Source organism: Xanthomonas sp. NCPPB 1062, assembly GCF_041481705.2.
In the GTDB taxonomy this organism is placed as follows: domain Bacteria; phylum Pseudomonadota; class Gammaproteobacteria; order Xanthomonadales; family Xanthomonadaceae; genus Xanthomonas; species Xanthomonas euvesicatoria.
Genome location: NZ_CM192987.1, coordinates 2,637,109 through 2,654,517, shown reverse-complemented (window position 1 = coordinate 2,654,517; position 17,409 = coordinate 2,637,109). Strand labels below are relative to the sequence as shown.

Sequence of the window (17,409 nt, the reverse complement as noted above, 5' to 3'; positions counted from 1 at the left end):
GTTGATCGCCTGGCCGCGCGTTGTTGATCGCGTTCAATCAAACAGCACCGCAAGCGCGGCCATCAGATCGGTCTCGGTCACTGCCAGTACCAGTGCACTGACATTCAACGCAACCGTGAGCCAGAACCTCAGCTGAAACGCCGCCTTGCTGCACTTGTGCCGGTAGATTTCCTGCGCCAGCAATGCACCTGGCCAACCACCGATCAGCGCCAGCAGGTGCAAGCTGGATTCGGGTATGCGCCATTGATTGCGTTGCGCGGCCGACTTGTCCATCGCATAGATCAGCAGGGTGACCAGGCTGGCCGCCGCGTACCAGAGCGGGACGATCACCGGTACCACGTGCATCAGCGTGGCCGCCGCCAACGCGAGCATCGACACCGCAGCCAGCGTCTTGCGTGGCAAGCCGCTGCGACGCTGTTCGGTCCTGGCGGCGGTGGTACGGTCTGCCCACCGCACTTGCGTGGCATTCAGGCGTTTGTGCGCATCGCGTTCGATTGCATACGTGATGATCTCCCCATCGCGCGGGCGACGCGTCTGCTGTGCAAATGCGCTGATATGGACGAATGCGCGGTCGCCACCACCATGGGGCGTGACGAAGCCAAAGCCCTTGTGATCATTCCAGTCGCTGAGACGTCCCTGATAGCGCATTCGCGTTGCTCTGTTGGATGGTGTGGCTTGCCGGTGCGATCTGCGCGCATATCACGCATCAACTGCCCAGCCGGAAAAAACAGCGGTGACGGTCGTCATCTTCCAGCAGCATCGGCCGAGATCCGGCGGCGCAGAGCGACGTTCAAGGAACTCAACAGTCCTGCAAAAAATCGCGGACCGCTGGGCCGAAGCGGGCGAAATCGACCAGGAACGCGTCATGGCCTTGCGGCGAATCCAGGCCGATGAAGTGCGCATCGGCGCCGCCGGCACGCAGGCCGTCGGCAATCTGCTCCTGCTGCTGCACCGGGAACAGGATGTCGGTGTTGGCACCGATCGCCAGCGCACGCGCGACGCGGATACGCGCCAGGCCGGCAAGCACCGTGTCGGCGGTCGAGACGCCGGTCTGCGGCTTGGCGGAGGCGGGCAGGGCATCTGCATGGGCGTGGTCGATGGCAGATTCGGTAGCCGGTTGCTCGTCGACATGCTCGGCCAGGTCGAACCAGTCCATCGAGCGGCTCAGGTAAAGATAGCAGTTGGGGTCGAAGAAGCGCACGAAGCGGCGCGCGTGGCCTTCCAGATAGCTTTCCACCTGAAATTCCAGCCCGAACGGATCATCTGCCGCCTGCTCGGAATCCAGTCGCACGCGGCCGAAACGGCCGTCCCATTCCAGCGCCGAGCGATAGGTGATCACGCCGAGCTTGCGCGCCATGCGCATGCCCGATTCCGGGTAGCGGGCATCGTCGTAGTGGCCGCCGTTCCAGTGTGGATCCAGCCGGATCGCCTCGCGTTGCAACGAGCGGATCGCGATCGAAAACGGCAATGCCTGCGCGCTGCCGGAGATATTGATATGGCTGCGCGCGATGCCGGGATGACGCAGCAATAGCGCCAGCGCGGTCATGCCGCCCATCGAGTTGCCGATCAGGCAGGCCAGTTGCGCGATACCCAGTGCGCGCACCACATCGGCTGCGGCATCGGCCACGTCTTCGATCGACAAATCCGGAAAGGTGAGCCGATACGGCGCGCCGGTTGCAGGGTTCACCGAGGCCGGCCCGGTCGAGCCCTTGCAACTGCCCAAGGAATTGACGCAGACCACGAACCAGCGTGCGGTATCGATCGGCTTGCCCGGGCCCAGCATCGCTTCCCACCAGCCCGGCTCGGGGTTGGCCTGGTTTGCCGCCGCGTGCGCATTGGGCGACAGGCCGGTGACGATCAGGATCGCGTTGCTGCGATCTGCGGCCAGCGTGCCCCAGGTCTCGTATGCCACGCGTGCCTGATGCAGCACGCCACCGCGCTTCATCGGAAACGGCGAGGGCAGGGCGTGGTACAGCGTGCCGGCAGGGATGAATTCAGTCATGGGCCAATTCTAGCTGGCACTGCGCGAGGGTGCTGGGGGGCATGTGGGATGGGAAATACACGAAGCGAGGGGCGCTCATTTGATACGCGATTAGGCTGCTGGCCGGCGGTGCGTACATTCGTCTGCATGCGCATGTAGACAACGGAACATCCGGCTCAGCAGGCAATCGCAAACGCCGCTCGATCTGTGTCGATGCACGCGTGATGTACCTTCAGTACAGCGGCATGGCTGCACGAAGATCGAGTGTTTGCCCGCATCAGTTAGGTCGATGACCTCGCCCATCACGCGCAATGCGTCAGCCATCAGCGGCCGATCACCAGTTCCACCGGCGCGGCCGCAGGCAGTGCGACCGTCACCGGAGCGCTCTCCACGTCATCGGCCTGGCGCATGGCGTTGCCGCTGTGCGACAGCCGTGCCAGCAGCTGTACGTTGTCCAGCGACGACAGCGTGCGGGTCGGCATCGGGCTGTCGCCATCGTCCAGCGTGATGGTCAATGGAAGCTCGCGCAGCGCGTGTTTTTCCACCGCCACCGGCATTGGCGTGTCGGCCGCGCGCGCGATCACGAACACGCTTGTATCGCCGGGCAGTCCGGCGCGCTTGGCGAATTCGGCATCCAGCGTCACGCGCACCTGAAGGCGTTTGCCACTCGCTGCAGCGGCGGTAGGCGCAGCCGGTGCCTGGATCGGCTCGAGCCTGGCGTCCTGTCGGGCGGCATTGATCTGTTCGAGCAGGCCGGGGCGGGTGGAGGCATCGACCACACGCAATAGCGGCTCCCATGTCGCACTGGCCTTGGCCGGCTCACCGGCTTGGCGCTGCACCACCCCCAGGAACCAGCGCGCGCGTTGGTGGTCCGGTTGCACCGCCAGCGCGTGTTCGAGCAGGCGCATGGCTTCCGGGTCCGGGCGGCCGCTGTCGTCGGCAAGCATGCGCGCCTGCGCCGCGGCGACCAGCACGTCCGCTTCGTCCGGACGGAGTGCGACCGCGCGTGCGAAGGCATCGCGCGCTTCGGCAAATTTCTGCTGGCTGGACAGTGAGCGCCCCAGCAACACCCAGCCCTCGGCCTGTTCGGGGTGACTGGCCAGCGCCGCGCGCAGCTGCACGATGGCTTCGTCCAGCGAACGTGGCGTGGCCAGGCGATCGGTCGGCTGCGTGATGGCGCCTGGCGCTCCGACCAGCCAGTACAACGCCGTGCTCGCGGCCAGCAGCAACACTGCCACGCTTGCGGCCAGGCCGCGCGCTTCGCGCCACAGCGGGCGCAACACCACGCCGAAGGCCAGTAGCGCAATCACGATCCCCGCGACGACAAAGCCGGCCATCACCACTCCTGCTCATCGGCAGGCACGACAGGCGCGGCCACGCTGCGTTTGTGTACCACCCGCACAACGGCGCCCGCGCCCAGCAGCAACACCAGCAGCGGACCGAACCATAGCAGCCAGGTGCGCGACTCCACCCGCGGGCGATACAGCACGAACTCGCCATAGCGCGCGACCAGGAACTGGCGGATCTGCGCATCGCTGCGGCCCTCGTGCATCAGCGCCAGCACCTCCCGGCGCAGGTCCTGCGCAATCTGCGCGTTGGAATCGGCCAGCGACTGGTTCTGGCATTGCACGCAGCGCAACTCGGCGGTGAGTGCGTGAAAACGCGCCTCCTCTTCGGCCGATGCATAGCGCAGCGGCGCCGGGTCGCCGACCGGCTGGGCGAATGCCAGCCAGGGCAGTAACACTAGCGTCAGCAGCCAGCGGGTCATTGTTTGGCGTGCAGGTCCGGTGCGGCGGTGGGCGAACGTTCGATCTTGCTCAGCGCCGGAATCAACTGGGTGTCGATGATGGATTGGGTCAGCATGCCGCTGTACTTCCAACGCACCACGCCACGCCCGTCGACCAAGAAGGTTTCCGGCGCGGCAGCAATGCCGAAATCGATGGCGGTGCGGCCATCCTGATCGGCGACCACCAGCAGATACGGGTTGCCGAGTTGTTCGAGCCAGCGCAGCGCATCGTTGCGCTCGTCCTTCCAGTTGTAGCCGATCACGCGTACGCGCTTGGTCAGTGCGAAGCGGCTCAATACCGGGTGTTCTTCGCGGCAGGCCGGGCACCAGCTGCCCCACACGTTGATGATGTACGGCGCGCCGCGCAATTCGCGCGCATGCACCACGATGGCCGGGTCGTGCAGCAGCGGCAGCGCGAATTCCGGCGCCGGTTTGCCGATCAACGCAGAGGGCAGGGCATCGCGATCGTCCTGACCGGAGCGCACCACCGCGTAGACCAGCAGCGCTGCCAGGGCGAGCAGCAGCACGATGGCGCCCACGAGAACCGCAGTGGGCAGGCGGGGCGAACGTGACTCAACCATCTTGGATCTCCGGAGAACGACGAAAACGCCGGTCGGCCGCGGTCACCAGGCCGCCAAGCGCCATCAGCAGCGCTCCCAGCCAGATCCAGCGGACGAACGGTTTGAGGTGGACACGCACCGCCCAGGCCTGGTTGCCCAGCGGTTCGCCAAGGGCGACATACAGGTCGCCAAACGGGCCAGGACGAATCGCCGCCTCGGTCAATGTCTGGCCACCGCTGGCGTAGCGGCGCTTTTCGGCCTGCAGCGCGCCCACCGGCGCATCGTCCTTGAGCACCTGCAGGTCGGCACGGTCGGCCACGTAATTGGGCCCGCGCAGTTCTTCCAGCCCGTCGAAATGCAGGGCATAGCGGCCGATCTGCACCTGTTGCCCGGGCGCCAGCGCCACTTCGCGCTGCAGGCTCAATCCCTCCACCAGCAGGGCACCGGACAGGAACACCGCAACGCCCAGGTGCGCCAGCACCATGCCCAGCATCTCGGCGGTGAATCTGCGCCCCTTGGCTGCCCGCCGCGTCCACAGGAACCGCGCGGTGCCCAGCAGCACCCAGGCTGCACCGGCGACACCGAAGGCGGCTTTCAACTGTCCCTGCGGCGCGACCAACCAGGCCAGCACGCCGGCCGCCAGCGCCAGGCCTGCCCACGGCGCCAGCATCGCCACCGGCCGCGAGGCCTGTTCGCGCTGCCAGCGGGTGAGCGGGCCGAACGGCAGCAGCGCCACCAGCGGCGCCATCAGCACCACGAACAAGGTGCCGAAGTAGGGCGGGCCGACCGACAACTTGCCCAGTCCCAACGCATCGGCGAGCAGCGGGTACAAGGTGCCCAGCAACACCATGGCGCAGGCGCAGGTGAGCAGCAGGTTGTTCAACAGCAGCAGGGTTTCGCGCGAGCTGCCGGCGAATGCGCGACGCGGATCGTCCGCCACCGACAGAAGCGGCGCGCGCAGCGCATACAGCAGCAACGAACCACCGACCACGGCCAGCAGGAATACCAGAATGAACAGCCCGCGCGACGGGTCGGCGGCGAACGAATGCACGCTGGTCAACACGCCCGAGCGCACCAGGAAGGTGCCCAGCAGCGACAGCGCGAAGGCGGCGATTGCCAGCAACAAGGTCCAGCTGGCGAAGCTGCCGCGCTTTTCGGTCACCGCCTGCGAATGCAGCAGTGCGGTGCCCACCAGCCACGGCATGAAACTGGCGTTCTCCACCGGGTCCCAGAACCACCAGCCCCCCCAGCCCAGCTCGTAATACGCCCACCAGCTACCGAGCGCGATGCCCACGGTGAGCATCGACCAGGCGACATTGGTCCACGGCCGCGTCCAGCGCAGCCAGCGCGCATCCATACGGCCTTCCAGCAGTGCGGCGATGGCGAACGCGAACGGCACCGCAAAGCCGACGTAGCCGCAATACAGCATCGGCGGATGGACGATCAGCCCCGGATCCTGCAGCAGCGGATTGAGGTCGCCACCTTCCGGCGGCACCGGAAACAACCGCGCAAACGGGTTGGAGGTGAACAGCAAGAACGCCAGAAACCCAATACTCACCAGCGCCATGACGCCGAGCACGCGCGCGATCACATGCGCCGGCAGCTGCCGCGACCAGATCGCCACCGCGCCGGTCCACAACGCCAGCACCAGCGTCCACAGCAGCAGCGAGCCTTCGTGCGCGCCCCACACCGCCGAATAGCGGTACATCACCGGCAGCAGGCTGTTGGAATTCTCGGCGACGTAGCGCACCGAAAAATCCTGCACCAAGAAGGCGTGCGTCAACACGGCAAAGGCCGATGCGATCAGTGCCAGCTGCACCAGCGCTGCCGGTCGCGCCACGGCCATCCAGCTGCTGCGTCCGCGTTGTGCGCCTGCCAGCGGCACCACGGCCTGCACCAGCGCCACCAGCAGGGCCAGCACCAGCAGGAACGTCCCGAGTTCAGGAAGCATCGGGTCGGTGCGTTGTCAAGCGTGGGTCCGTGCCACGACGGCAGGTGCATTGCAGAGTCCGCATTACTGCAGCGGTTGCACCTGCTTGCCAACGCACGGCGACATCGTTGGCCACGCACCCGCCGCGCAAGCCACCTGTCTGCAGGAATGCCGATCTCCTGACACACGCCATCAATGCAGCTCTCCAGCTTGGCCCGCAGCTGTCGGCACATCGTGCTTGCGATGCGCGCTGCCCATCTTGTCGGCGACTTCCTTCGGCATATAGGTTTCGTCGTGCTTGGCCAGCACATCTTCGGCGACGAAGATGCCGTTCTGCATGCGGCCGGTGGCCACCACTGCCTGCCCCTCGCGAAACAGGTCCGGCAGGATGCGGTCGTAACTGACGGGCAATTGCGCATCGCCATCGGTGACGCGGAATTGCGCTTCCAATGCACCGGAGGCGCGTTTGAACGAGCCTTTTTCGACCATGCCGCCAAGCCGGAAGCGCGAATGCGCGCCGGCATCGCCACGCAGCACTTCCGAAGGCGTGTACAGGTAGGCCACGTTGCGCTGCAAGGCCATGGCCACCAGCGTGGTTGCCAGCCCGCCGGCCAGCACCAAGGCCAGCACCAGCCACAGGCGGCGGCGACGTTGCGGGTTCACCGGATCAACTCCGCGTCGCTGGGCACCGCGCGCTTGCGCTCGCGCAGACGGCGCGCCTGGGCGGTCTTCATGGCGCGACGTACCTGCCAACGGCCGGCGATCAGATCCCACAGCAGCACCAGCACGAACACCGCATAGGCGGCGATGACGTAAGGCAGGTAGCTCATGCCGCACTCTCCTGTGCATCGCGCACGATCCAGGCCTTGCCCGCCTCGCGGCGCAGGTTGTCGGCGCGCGCGCGCGTCAACAGCGACCCGACAAACCAGAACTTGGTGCCGATCACCATCAACCACAGCGGCAGCAGCATGCTTGCGTCGATCGTGGACGGCCCAAGCAGGCGGATGCTCTGGCCCTGATGCAGCGAATTCCACCACACCACCGAATAGCGGATCACCGGCAGCAGCGCCACCCCGACGATGGCCAGCAACGCCGCCGCGCGCGCCGCCTGACGGCGGTCGTCGATAGCGTGATACAGGCCGATCACGCCCAGATACAGAAACAGCAGGATCAATTCGGTGGTCAGGCGCGGGTCCCAGTCCCACCAGGCGCCCCACATCGGTTTGCCCCAGATGCTGCCGGTCAGCAAGGTGATCACGGTAAACGCAGCGCCGATCGGCGCGCACGCCATCGCCAGGATCTCGCAGATCTTGATGCGCCAGATCAGCGCGATGGCCGCATACAGCGCCATCAGCCCGAACACGAACAGGCTCATCCACGCGCTCGGCACATGGATGTAGAGAATACGAAAGCTGTCGCCTTGCTGGTAATCCGCCGGCACCGCAAACAAGGCCTGCCAGATGCCCACACCCAGCAGCAACGCGGCCAGCGCATAGCACCAGGGCGCCCAGCGCGCAGTAAAACGGTCGAAGATCGGGGGCGATGCGAGTTGGTGGAACCAGCGGACGACGACGTTCATGCGATGGCAGTAGCCTTTGGAATGGCATTGGCTCTCGAAACAGCAACAACGCGTTGTGCGGGGCGTGCTATCGACAATGCATCGAGTGCAGTGCTCAACTCAACGAAATGCGGATCGCCGCCGCCGCAGCCAGCGGTGCCAGGACCACGCCGATCACCAGTCCGGCGCCCAACAACAACAACGCACCCACCGCATCCTGCCCTTGTCCGCTGGCCGCCACGCTGCCGGCACCAAACACCAGCACCGGCACGTACAGCGGCAACGCCAGCAACGCCACGAGAATACCAGAGCGCTTCATCGTCACCGTCAGTGCCGCAACCACAGCGCCGAGCAGGCTCAGGAGCGGCGTTCCCAGCGCCAACGATGCCAGCAGCACCGGTAATTGGTCATGCGGCAGGTGCAGCAATTCGCCCAGCAGCGGCGTCACGGCAATCAGCGGCAGCGCACTGGTCGCCCAATGCAGCAGCACGCGCACTGCGATCAACCAGGCCAACGGCACCGGTGCCAGCAGCCACTGCTCCATCGAGCCGTCTTCCACATCGCTGCGGAACAAGGCGTCCAGCGACAGCAGGCCAGCCAGCAACACCGACAGCCACAGCACCGCCGGCGCGGCCTGCGCAAGCAGGTCCGGGCGTCCGCCCAGTCCCAACGCGAACAACACCACGATCAGCAATGCGAACAGTGCCGGCTGCAATGCATCGCTACGGCGTCGCCACAGCAGGTGCAGGTCGCGGGCAAGCAGGGCGCGGGCCGCCTGCCAGAGCGAGGGTTGCGGCGAATGCGTGCTCATGCCGCAGCCTCCAGCGTGAGCATGCGGGTGCGCACCGGTGGCGCTGCATACGCACCGTGCGTGGTGACCAGCGCCGCGCCACCGCCGCGCAGATGCGCGGAGATCATTCGGTTAACCAGGGTGATGCCATCCAGATCCAGATTGGCGTACGGCTCATCCAGCAACCAGAGTGGTGCCGGCGACAGCCATAGCCGTGCCAGCGCCAGCCGCTTGCGCTGGCCAGCCGACAATTGCCGCACCAGCGCATCTTCGTAACCGGCCAGGCCGACGATCGCCAGCGCGCTGCCGGGCATCTGCTTGGCGCGACGGCCATGCAGGCCGCACAGGAAGTGCAGGTTTTCCAGCGTGCTGAGGTCGGCCTTCAGGCCGGGCAGGTGGCCGAGGTAGGCCATGAAGCGGCTGCGGTCGCCGCGCTTGGCGGTCTTGCCATCGATCTGGATCTGCCCGCGCTCCACGTGCAGCAGGCCAGCCAGTACGCGCAGCAACGTGGTCTTGCCGGCGCCGTTGTCGCCTTGCACCAGCAACGCTTCGCCGGCATCGACATGGAAATCGAGCGGGCCAAACACCGGCTCCTCGTTGCGACTGAAGGCCAGGGCGTGCGCCGCCAGCAGCGGCGGTGCGGTGTGCAGCGGTTCGATCATCGGTGCAGCAGGCTCGGGTCGCAGGACGGCATGGGGAAGGGCCGGGGCAGGCACGCGCCGGACCGGGCGCGCATTGTAGCGACGATGGTGGCATGCCGGGGACGCCTGCGGCATCGCCGCAGGCGCCGCGATGTGTCAGGGAACGCTGTTTTGCAGCGTCCGGGCGCAACCGGCTGGCGGCTTTGCGTACACTCGCGGTCCCCCGTTTCTTGTCCGGACAGGCACCATGCCCCTCACGACCAAGCTGCCCAAGGTGGGCACCACCATCTTCACCGTCATGTCGCAGCTGGCGGCCGAGCACGGCGCGGTCAATCTGGGCCAGGGCTTTCCCGATTTCGCGGTGCCGCAGCGGCTGGTCGACGAACTGAGCAAGGCCATGGCGGCCGGCCACAACCAGTATCCACCGATGACCGGCGTGGCCGCGTTGCGCCAGGCCATCGCCGGCAAGGCACAGCGCTGCTATGGCGCGCAGGTCGATGCCGACACCGAGATCACCGTCACCAGCGGTGCTACCGAGGCGATCTTCAACGCCATCCACGCGGTGGTGCGCGCCGGCGAAGAGGTCATCGTGCTGGACCCGGCCTACGACTGCTACGAGCCGGCGATCGATCTGGCCGGCGCACGCGCCGTGCATGTGGCGCTGCACCCGCAGACCTTTGCGGTCGACTGGGCTGCGCTACGCGCCGCGATCACCCCCAAGACGCGCCTGTTGATGATCAACTCGCCGCACAACCCGTCTGGCGCGATGCTGTCGGCCGAGGACATGCAGACGCTGACTGAGCTGTTGCGCGGCACCGACATCTTTTTGCTGTCCGATGAGGTCTACGAACACATCGTGTTCGACGGCCGCCGCCACGAATCGGTGCTGCGCTGGCCGGAACTGCGCGAGCGCGCATTGGTGATTTCCAGCTTCGGCAAGACCTACCACTGCACCGGCTGGAAGATCGGCTACGCCATCGCACCGCCGGCGCTCACGGCCGAATTCCGCAAGGTGCACCAGTACAACACCTTCACCAGCTTCGGCCCGGCCCAGCACGCCTTTGCTGCGATGATCCGCGACGAGCCCGAACACGACGAGCAACTGGGCGCGTTCTACCAAGCCAAGCGCGACCGCTTCCGCGAACGGCTGCTGACCACGCGCTTGAAGCCGTTGCCTGTCCCCGGCGGCTACTTCCAGCTGGTGGACTACTCAGCCATCAGCGATCTGCCCGATACCGAATTCGTGAAGTGGCTGACGATCGAGAAGGGCGTGGCCGCGATCCCATTGTCGCCGTTCTACCAGAACGCGCCTGCAGGGCAGCGCCTGGCGCGGCTGTGCTTTGCCAAGAACGATGCGACGCTGGATGCGGCGATCGAGCGCCTGCGTAGGCTCTGACGAGCCGGGAATCGTGATTCGGGATTCGGGAATCGTAAGAGCGGCCGGCCGCTTTTTGATCTAAATTCGCACTGGCTCGATGACATAACGCCCTCATTAAACCGCTTTTCGATTCCCGATTCTCCATTCCCGATTCTCCTTTCCCGAGTCTCACCATGCATGACCTGCGCATCTCCCTGATCCAAGGCGACACCCGCTGGCATGACCCGGCCGGTAACCGCGACTATTACGCTGCGCTGCTGGAGCCGCTGGCCGGGCAGACCGATCTGGTGATCCTGCCGGAAACCTTCACCAGCGGATTCTCCAACGACGCCATCGACAAGGCCGAAGGGATGGACGGGCCGACCGTGGCGTGGGTGCGTGCGCAAGCCGCACGCCTGGGTGCAGCGGTGACCGGCAGCGTGCAGGTGCGTACCGACGCCGGGGTGTTCAACCGGCTGCTCTGGGCCACGCCCGATGGATCGCTGCAGTATTACGACAAGCGCCACCTGTTTCGCTTCGGCAACGAGCATCTGCGTTACGCGGCCGGGCGCGAGCGGCTGACGGTGGAATGGAAGGGTTGGCGGATCAATCCGCAGGTCTGCTACGACCTGCGGTTTCCGGTGTTCTGCCGCAACCGCTTCGATGTGGAACGCCCCGGGCAGCTGGATTTTGATCTGCAAGTGTTCGTCGCCAACTGGCCGTCCGCCCGTGCCTATGCCTGGAAGACGCTGCTGCGCGCCCGCGCGATCGAAAACCTGTGTTTCGTGGCGGCGGTCAACCGCATTGGCGTGGACGGCAACCAGCTGCATTACGCCGGCGACAGCGCGGTGATCGATTTCCTCGGCCAGCCGCAGGTGGAAATCCGCGAACGCGAGCAGGTGGTCACCACCACCATCAGCGCAACTGCGCTGGCCGAGCACCGCGCCCGTTTTCCCGCGATGTTGGATGCAGATCGGTTCGAGATTGAGGATTAGCGATCCGGGATCGGCACAAGCTGCTGCCGGGCAGTTGCAAGCCCGGCCGCTGTCGCCAATCCCCAATCCCGAATCTCTAATCCCGGCTACTGAGCCAGCTTGATCTCGTAGATCTTCGGCCAGCGCTTTCCGGTGACGAACAAGCGATCGTGCTCGGCGTCGTAGGCGATGCCGTTGAGGACATCGTTGGTGGGGTCGGTCAAGGTGTCCGGGTCTGGCACCAGTGCCTTGAGGTCGATCCAGGCGATGACCTTGCCGTTGGCGGGGTCGATGCGTGCGATGCGGGTGGTCAGCCACACGTTGGCCAGCAACTGGCCCTTGACCCATTCCAGCTCGTTGAGGTTGTCCAGCGGCTTGCCGCGGGCGGTGACCTCGATGCTGCCGATCTGTTTCAGGCTCTGCGGATCCAGCCGGCGGATGTTGGCGGTTCCGTCGCTCATATAGAGCTGGCGATCATCGCTGGTCAGCGCCCAGCCCTCGCCGGAATAGGTGAATTGGGTACGCGGTGCCAGCGTGGCCAGGTCGTAGACGAAGCCGCGCTGATTGCGCCAGGTCAGCTGGATCAGGCGATCCTTCCAGGCCACGATGCCTTCGCCATAGAAAGGCGGCGGCGTATTGACCTGCTGCAGGACGTTGCCGCTGTCCAGATCGACCTTGCGCACGCTGGACTGGCCCAGCTCGCCGGTACTCTCGTAGAGATGCCCGTCCAGATAGAACAGGCCTTCGGTAAAGGCAGCGGTGTCGTGCGGATAGGTCTTGACGACGGTGTAACCCTGGGTGGGAATCGCCTCGCCGCAGTGGGCGAGGGCGGGCAGCAGCAGTGCGCTGGCGAGCAGGCTGTAGACGGTGCGTGGCATGCGGCAATCATCCCATGTCGCGGCCGCAGGCGGCAGCTCTGTTGCCCTGTCGGACTTAGCTAAGACCCCGCTGAACAAACGCCTGCGCCGCGCTGGAATCTTGTCGCGGCTGCCACATCGGCGCTGCTAGTCTCGCGCCACGTCCACCACTGGCACTGCTCACATGATCAAGTCACTTTCGCTCATCGCGCTGCTTGGCGCCGCCACGCTGGCTCCGCAGGCGCAGGCCGCCGGCAACATCGATTGCCAGCTGTCGTTCAACTTGTCCGGCTGGTCGGTGTTCTACAAAACCGCCAGCGGTACCGGCACCATCAAGTGCGATAACGGTGCGGTCATTCCGGTCAAGATCTCCAGCAAAGGCGGTGGCCTGACGGTCGGTAAATCCAAGATCGTCGGCGGCCGCGGCACCTTCAGCGGTGCCTATAGCCTCAACGACCTGTTCGGCACGTATGCCGCCGCCGAAGCGCACGCGGGCGTCGTGAAGTCCAGTACCGCACAGGTCGTCACCAAGGGCGATATCTCGCTTGCGCTGGCAGGCACAGGCGAGGGCGTGGACCTGGGTGTCAACGTGGGTAACTTCGTGATCGAGCGTCGCAAGTAAGAGCGGTAACAAGCTGAGCGAGCTGTCCCCGGATGGGCGTGCACTGCGCGCCCAACACCGGAGTGCACAGGTGGCAGGTGTCGATGTCGAGCAACGGTCGTGCCCACCCGAAGGCCGCGCAGTCGTGGGGCCGAGCCAGGTCGCAGCATCGGATCGCGCTCATTCAAGCGGTGCGTGCAGTGTCTGCATCGCGATGGCGCTGCAAGGGGGGTGGCTTTCGTTAAACGACTGCACGACCGGATACGCGGCAGCTTCTCTGCTTCAGTCGATGTCCTATACCGTCCTCCACATAAAAACGGCCCTTTGCAGGGCCGTTTTTTATACGCGGATCGGTTGACGCTCAACGACCGCGATTACCGCCGCCGGGAGGACGACGATTGCCGCCGCCCGGCGGACGGCCGCCGGGGCCACGCGGTGCGCCACCCGGGCCGCGAGCGCCGCCACCGGGACCGCCGGGGCCACGGTTGGCAGACGCGGGGCCGCGATTACCACCCGGACCCGGTCGCCCACCACTCGGGCGACCAGCAGGGCGTGCGGCACCGTACGGGCTGAAGCCCGGGTTGGCGTGATCGGAGGGGAAGCTCGGTGCGTTGCCCGGGTGGCCATACGGGTGCTTGCGTTGCCCCTGGCCCTGCGACTGACCCTGTCCGCCGCCAGCGCCGCGTCCCGGACCACCCGGGCGGGCGCCGCCTGGACCGCCAGCGCCCGGTCGCGCACCACCCGGTCCTTTCTTGGCATACGGGCGTGCCTGGCCGGTGCCCGGGCCGCTCGGGCCGGCATTGCGGTGGCCGCTCGGGCCGGTGCTCACGCCATCGGGCACATACCAGCTGCGGAACGCGGCCGGGTTGCCGTCTGGCAACGCGCCGCGGTCGCCCTTGGCCGGGCCGCGCTGCTTGAACGGGCGCTGCTGCGATTGCTTGGCGGCCGCTTCGCCGCTCACTGTCAGGCCGCCCCTGAAACCGCCGGGCTTGCCGCGACCGCCACGGCCGCGATCTTCGCGCAAGTTGTCGAAACGCCGCAGTTCGCGGCCTTCATCTGCGCCTGAGGTCTGGCCGTTGACGTAGGCATTGCTGCGGCCATCGCGCGAGACGTGCACGGTCGACTTGGCGGCGCGGCGCTGACCGATCACAGGCTGCAGGGTCAGTGCCGACGGCGCGCCTTCTTCCAGTTTCAGTTCGGCGCGCAAGGCGTCGACCTTGTCCTGCGCCACTTCCACCGAGTGCCCGCGCAGCAGCTCGCGCGGCAGCGAAATCTTGCCGTAACGGCTGCGCTTGAGGCGGCTGACCTGGCAACCCTGCGATTCCCACAGGCGGCGCACTTCGCGGTTGCGGCCTTCCTTGACCACCACGCGGAACCAGTCGTGCGAGTCGGTACCGCCGATGCGTTCGATCTCGTCGAATTTGGCGCCACCGTCTTCCAGCAGCACGCCGCGCGACAGGCGCTCGATGATGGCATCGGAGACTTTTTCTTCGCCTTCCGGCGCACGCACGCGCACCACGTATTCGCGCTCGACCTCGTAGGAGGGGTGCATCATCGCGTTGGCCAGCTCACCGTCGGTGGTGAGCAGCAGCAGGCCGGTGGTGTTGATGTCCAGGCGGCCAATGGCGATCCAGCGCGAGCCCTTCAAAACCGGAAGCGACTCGAACACGGTCGGGCGGCCTTCGGGATCTTCGCGCGTGGTCACTTCGCCTTCGGGCTTGTTGTAGATCAGCACGCGCGAGGGCTCGGTCAGCGCGCTGGCCACGAAGCTGCGGCCGTCCAACTCGATCTTGTCGCCGCTGCGCACCGACATGCCGGTCTGCGCGACGGCGCCATTGACCTTGATCAGGCCGTCGGCGATGCGCTGTTCCAGCGCGCGGCGCGAACCCAGGCCGGCCTGGGCCAGCACCTTGTGCAGGCGCTCTTCCAGCTTGGGCGCTTCGGGCGCGCTGTCGCGCTTGAGAGAAAGCTTGTTCAACGACAGCTTGCGGGGGGTGTCACTCATGTGTCTGGCTCCGGCCGCCGCGTTGCGGGTCGGCCTCTGGGTCGGAATCGGCTTCGTCAACAGCCACGGTCGTCGTCGCGACGGCGTTGTCTTCGTCTTCGTTCACTGCATCCGCGCGCGTTCCCGGCGCGGTGTCGGGGTCGCCCTCACGGGCGTCGTCTGGGTCCTGCGTGTTCTTCTCGTGCGCCGAGCCATGCTCGGGGTGTTGCGGTGTCTGGTCGTTTACTGCGTCGACCGCTTCGGTGTCGATCGCCTCATCGAGACCGTGGTGTTGCTGGTCGACTGCGGCATCGTCAGGCGATTGCTGTGCATGCTGGTCGGCGTCGGCGTCACTTTCAATTTCGGTATCGCGCTCGGCGTCGGCCTCGTCCATTTCCAAACTATCTTGCAAAGCGCCGGTGCCGCTGTCGTCAGCCGCAGCGCCAGCTTCCACATCCGCGTCGGTACCGCCAGCATCCGCATCGTCAGCACCTGTATCGCCGCCCTCGGCGTCAGCCTGATCTGCATCGGCCTGATCCTGCGCCGCGTCCATCGCTGCCGCCTCGGGCACGGCGCCATCCAGTTGCCCGTCGCGGTCCAGCGGCAGCTGCGGTTCCAGCTCGGCGATGTCCTTCAACTCAGACAATGGCGGCAGCTCGTCCAATCGCTTGAGCCCGAAGTAATCCAGAAAGCCCTTGGTGGTGCCGAACAGGGCCGGCTTGCCGGGCACGTCGCGGTGGCCCACCACGCGGATCCATTCGCGCTCTTCCAGCGCCTGGATGATGTTGCTGCTGACGGCCACGCCGCGGACCTGCTCGATCTCGCCGCGGGTGATCGGCTGGCGGTAGGCGATCAGCGCCAGGGTCTCCAGCGTGGCGCGGGTGTACTTGGTGCGGCGCTCGGTCCACAGCCGGGCGACCCAGCCATGCACATCGGCCTTGACCTGGAAGCGGAAGCCGGAGGCCACTTCGACCAGTTCCACGCCGCGCTCGGCGCAGGCCTCGCGCAGCAGTTCCAGCGCGCGCTCCACGCTGCCGGGCGGTGCCGGCTCTTCTTCCGGAAACAGGCCCTGCAGTTGCGCCAGCGTCAGCGGCTGGCTGCTCGCCAACAGGGCGGCTTCGATAATGCGGGTGATCAGCGCTTGATCCATTCGGTGATCGGCTTCAGATAGGTTCGTTGGCGGCATCGCTATCGTCGAATTCGCTGGAGAATTGCAACGGCGCATTGGTATTGCCCAACGCCAGCGACTTCACGTAGATCGGCGCCAGCGGCGCTTCCTGCACGATGTCCAGCAACTGCTCCTTGGCCAGTTCGAGCAGCGCCAGGAAGGTGACCAGCACGCCGAGCTTGCCTTCTTCGGCAGTGAACAGCGATTCGAAACGGTAGAACTTGCCATCGTCCAGGCGGCTGAGCACATCGCCCATGCGCTGGCGCACACTCAGCGCCTCGCGCTTGATCGCATGGCCGGTGAACAGCTCGGCGCGTTTGAGCACGTCGTACAGCGCCATCAGCATTTCTTTCAGCTCCACCGGCGGCGGCAGCTTCACCGCTGCGCGCTCGGGCAGATGCGCCTGCACCGGCGCGCTGTCGCGGCCCATGCGGGGCAGGGTGTCCAGATCCTCGGCGGCCTGCTTGAAGCGTTCGTATTCCTGCAGGCGGCGTACCAGCTCGGCGCGCGGATCTTCTTCTTCGCCATCCTGGCTGGGAGGGCGCGGCAACAGCATGCGCGATTTGATCTCGGCCAGGATTGCCGCCATTACCAGATATTCGGCTGCCAGTTCGAAGCGCAGCTCCTGCATCACATTGATGTAGTCCACATATTGCCGGGTGATCTCGGCGACGGGGATGTCCAGGATGTCCAGGTTCTGGCGGCGGATCAGATACAGCAGCAGGTCCAGCGGGCCTTCGAAGGCATCCAGGATGACTTCCAGCGCATCCGGCGGGATATAAAGATCCTGCGGGATCTGCAGCACCGGTTGCCCATGCACCACCGCCAGCGGCATTTCCTGCTGCTGTGGCGGCGCGCTCGTGGCTGGCGGAGTCGCGACGTGCGCGAGTTCGGAATTCATCAGGTCGACATCGGTCTTGCGGTCGCCGGCGGCGGTCTTAAGCCGCGCCTGCAGGGCTTTGCCTTGAGTTATTGCGATCAATGTCGTGCCTGTGCCGGCACGATCCCACAAATCCACATACAACGTCCGCCGCGTGGCATGCGGCGACGGAACAGCGAGGAGGTCGTCTACGCGGACCGGCGGTGGGCAGCGAATCGGTCGTCGGGAAGAGCGCTGCGCCTGGGCCGACGGGCCGCTGCGTCCGGTTGCGTGTGCAGTGGTGCCAAGGGTAATGCGTGCGCGGGGGCGGTGTCCAGCGCCGACGCGGCTAGAATCGGTGCG

18 protein-coding genes are annotated in these 17,409 nt (G+C 66.1%); 3 read left to right on the top strand and 15 right to left on the bottom strand.

The genetic code is table 11. The features are described from left to right. Nucleotides 1–33 precede the first annotated feature (33 nt). From ACCQ16_RS11700 to ccmA, 11 genes are all read right to left on the bottom strand, one after another. Nucleotides 34–648, bottom strand: a complete 615-nt coding sequence (locus ACCQ16_RS11700; RefSeq protein ID WP_008573802.1) for a DUF1294 domain-containing protein — start codon at nt 646–648, stop codon at nt 34–36. 151 nt (nt 649–799) lie between these two features. Beyond that, nucleotides 800–2,002: a homoserine O-acetyltransferase MetX gene (metX, locus tag ACCQ16_RS11695; protein WP_372379965.1), complete on the bottom strand. Its 1,203-nt coding sequence runs from the start codon at nt 2,000–2,002 to the stop codon at nt 800–802. A gap of 302 nt (nt 2,003–2,304) precedes the next feature. Next, a complete protein-coding gene (locus tag ACCQ16_RS11690) occupies nt 2,305–3,318 on the bottom strand; it encodes a tetratricopeptide repeat protein (protein WP_277572722.1) in 1,014 nt (337 codons plus the stop codon). Further along, on the bottom strand, nt 3,318–3,749 hold the full coding sequence (locus tag ACCQ16_RS11685; RefSeq protein ID WP_277569273.1) for a cytochrome c-type biogenesis protein: 432 nt from the start codon (nt 3,747–3,749) through the stop codon (nt 3,318–3,320). Before ACCQ16_RS11685 ends, ACCQ16_RS11690 begins: the two co-directional genes overlap by 1 nt. Beyond that, on the bottom strand, nt 3,746–4,348 hold the full coding sequence (locus ACCQ16_RS11680; protein ID WP_008573806.1) for a DsbE family thiol:disulfide interchange protein: 603 nt from the start codon (nt 4,346–4,348) through the stop codon (nt 3,746–3,748). Before ACCQ16_RS11680 ends, ACCQ16_RS11685 begins: the two co-directional genes overlap by 4 nt. Next, nucleotides 4,341–6,278, bottom strand: coding sequence for a heme lyase CcmF/NrfE family subunit (locus tag ACCQ16_RS11675; protein ID WP_277572723.1), 1,938 nt, complete (start codon nt 6,276–6,278; stop codon nt 4,341–4,343). Before ACCQ16_RS11675 ends, ACCQ16_RS11680 begins: the two co-directional genes overlap by 8 nt. A 171-nt stretch (nt 6,279–6,449) precedes the next feature. Beyond that, the gene (gene ccmE / locus ACCQ16_RS11670) at nt 6,450–6,920 is read right to left on the bottom strand and encodes a cytochrome c maturation protein CcmE (RefSeq protein WP_011347685.1); all 471 of its coding nucleotides are present in this window, start codon (nt 6,918–6,920) and stop codon (nt 6,450–6,452) included. Next, nucleotides 6,917–7,087: a heme exporter protein CcmD gene (locus ACCQ16_RS11665; RefSeq protein WP_277572724.1), complete on the bottom strand. Its 171-nt coding sequence runs from the start codon at nt 7,085–7,087 to the stop codon at nt 6,917–6,919. Before ACCQ16_RS11665 ends, ccmE begins: the two co-directional genes overlap by 4 nt. After that, a complete protein-coding gene (ccmC, locus tag ACCQ16_RS11660) occupies nt 7,084–7,836 on the bottom strand; it encodes a heme ABC transporter permease CcmC (RefSeq protein ID WP_008573810.1) in 753 nt (250 codons plus the stop codon). Before ccmC ends, ACCQ16_RS11665 begins: the two co-directional genes overlap by 4 nt. A 94-nt stretch (nt 7,837–7,930) precedes the next feature. Next, a complete protein-coding gene (gene ccmB / locus ACCQ16_RS11655; RefSeq protein ID WP_008573811.1) occupies nt 7,931–8,626 on the bottom strand; it encodes a heme exporter protein CcmB in 696 nt (231 codons plus the stop codon). Then, nucleotides 8,623–9,267: a heme ABC exporter ATP-binding protein CcmA gene (gene ccmA / locus ACCQ16_RS11650; protein WP_008573812.1), complete on the bottom strand. Its 645-nt coding sequence runs from the start codon at nt 9,265–9,267 to the stop codon at nt 8,623–8,625. Before ccmA ends, ccmB begins: the two co-directional genes overlap by 4 nt. A gap of 226 nt (nt 9,268–9,493) precedes the next feature. Here ccmA and ACCQ16_RS11645 point away from each other — a divergent pair, with 226 nt between their 5' ends. Together ACCQ16_RS11645 and ACCQ16_RS11640 are read left to right on the top strand one after the other, a co-directional pair. Further along, nucleotides 9,494–10,642: a pyridoxal phosphate-dependent aminotransferase gene (locus ACCQ16_RS11645; protein ID WP_029819558.1), complete on the top strand. Its 1,149-nt coding sequence runs from the start codon at nt 9,494–9,496 to the stop codon at nt 10,640–10,642. Nucleotides 10,643–10,797: 155 nt separating this feature from the next. Beyond that, nucleotides 10,798–11,598, top strand: coding sequence for an amidohydrolase (locus tag ACCQ16_RS11640; protein ID WP_277572725.1), 801 nt, complete (start codon nt 10,798–10,800; stop codon nt 11,596–11,598). A gap of 86 nt (nt 11,599–11,684) precedes the next feature. Here the strand turns inward: ACCQ16_RS11640 and ACCQ16_RS11635 are convergent, their stop codons facing one another. Next, nucleotides 11,685–12,455 (bottom strand): glutaminyl-peptide cyclotransferase, encoded by a 771-nt coding sequence (locus ACCQ16_RS11635; protein ID WP_014090325.1) that lies wholly within the window; start codon nt 12,453–12,455, stop codon nt 11,685–11,687. A gap of 163 nt (nt 12,456–12,618) precedes the next feature. On the opposite strand from ACCQ16_RS11635, the gene ACCQ16_RS11630 reads away from it, so the two are divergent. After that, the gene (locus tag ACCQ16_RS11630; RefSeq protein WP_003487019.1) at nt 12,619–13,056 is read left to right on the top strand and encodes a hypothetical protein; all 438 of its coding nucleotides are present in this window, start codon (nt 12,619–12,621) and stop codon (nt 13,054–13,056) included. A 340-nt stretch (nt 13,057–13,396) separates the two neighbouring features. Here the strand turns inward: ACCQ16_RS11630 and ACCQ16_RS11625 are convergent, their stop codons facing one another. From ACCQ16_RS11625 to ACCQ16_RS11615, 3 genes are read right to left on the bottom strand one after another with little or no spacing between them, the layout of a single operon-like run. Further along, nucleotides 13,397–15,040: a pseudouridine synthase gene (locus tag ACCQ16_RS11625; protein ID WP_029819554.1), complete on the bottom strand. Its 1,644-nt coding sequence runs from the start codon at nt 15,038–15,040 to the stop codon at nt 13,397–13,399. Beyond that, nucleotides 15,033–16,169, bottom strand: coding sequence for an SMC-Scp complex subunit ScpB (gene scpB / locus ACCQ16_RS11620; protein ID WP_277569276.1), 1,137 nt, complete (start codon nt 16,167–16,169; stop codon nt 15,033–15,035). Before scpB ends, ACCQ16_RS11625 begins: the two co-directional genes overlap by 8 nt. A gap of 13 nt (nt 16,170–16,182) precedes the next feature. Further along, entirely contained in the window at nt 16,183–17,211 is a 1,029-nt protein-coding gene (locus ACCQ16_RS11615; RefSeq protein WP_184420162.1) for a segregation and condensation protein A, read from the bottom strand. Between the last annotated feature and the right edge of the window lie 198 nt (nt 17,212–17,409).

Excerpts from the sequence above, each read along its gene's own strand:
- ACCQ16_RS11680 (WP_008573806.1), bottom strand. The coding sequence starts at position 4,348 with ATGGTTGAGTCACGTTCGCCCCGCCTGCCCACTGCGGTTCTCGTGGGC.
- ACCQ16_RS11625 (WP_029819554.1), bottom strand. The coding sequence starts at position 15,040 with ATGAGTGACACCCCCCGCAAGCTGTCGTTGAACAAGCTTTCTCTCAAG.
- ACCQ16_RS11630 (WP_003487019.1), top strand. The coding sequence starts at position 12,619 with ATGATCAAGTCACTTTCGCTCATCGCGCTGCTTGGCGCCGCCACGCTG.
- ccmB (WP_008573811.1), bottom strand. The coding sequence starts at position 8,626 with ATGAGCACGCATTCGCCGCAACCCTCGCTCTGGCAGGCGGCCCGCGCC.
- ACCQ16_RS11675 (WP_277572723.1), bottom strand. The coding sequence starts at position 6,278 with ATGCTTCCTGAACTCGGGACGTTCCTGCTGGTGCTGGCCCTGCTGGTG.
- metX (WP_372379965.1), bottom strand. The coding sequence starts at position 2,002 with ATGACTGAATTCATCCCTGCCGGCACGCTGTACCACGCCCTGCCCTCG.
- ACCQ16_RS11640 (WP_277572725.1), top strand. The coding sequence starts at position 10,798 with ATGCATGACCTGCGCATCTCCCTGATCCAAGGCGACACCCGCTGGCAT.
- scpB (WP_277569276.1), bottom strand. The coding sequence starts at position 16,169 with ATGGATCAAGCGCTGATCACCCGCATTATCGAAGCCGCCCTGTTGGCG.
- ACCQ16_RS11665 (WP_277572724.1), bottom strand. The coding sequence starts at position 7,087 with ATGAGCTACCTGCCTTACGTCATCGCCGCCTATGCGGTGTTCGTGCTG.
- ACCQ16_RS11685 (WP_277569273.1), bottom strand. The coding sequence starts at position 3,749 with ATGACCCGCTGGCTGCTGACGCTAGTGTTACTGCCCTGGCTGGCATTC.
- ACCQ16_RS11645 (WP_029819558.1), top strand. The coding sequence starts at position 9,494 with ATGCCCCTCACGACCAAGCTGCCCAAGGTGGGCACCACCATCTTCACC.
- ACCQ16_RS11690 (WP_277572722.1), bottom strand. The coding sequence starts at position 3,318 with ATGGCCGGCTTTGTCGTCGCGGGGATCGTGATTGCGCTACTGGCCTTC.
- ccmC (WP_008573810.1), bottom strand. The coding sequence starts at position 7,836 with ATGAACGTCGTCGTCCGCTGGTTCCACCAACTCGCATCGCCCCCGATC.
- ACCQ16_RS11635 (WP_014090325.1), bottom strand. The coding sequence starts at position 12,455 with ATGCCACGCACCGTCTACAGCCTGCTCGCCAGCGCACTGCTGCTGCCC.
- ACCQ16_RS11700 (WP_008573802.1), bottom strand. The coding sequence starts at position 648 with ATGCGCTATCAGGGACGTCTCAGCGACTGGAATGATCACAAGGGCTTT.
- ccmA (WP_008573812.1), bottom strand. The coding sequence starts at position 9,267 with ATGATCGAACCGCTGCACACCGCACCGCCGCTGCTGGCGGCGCACGCC.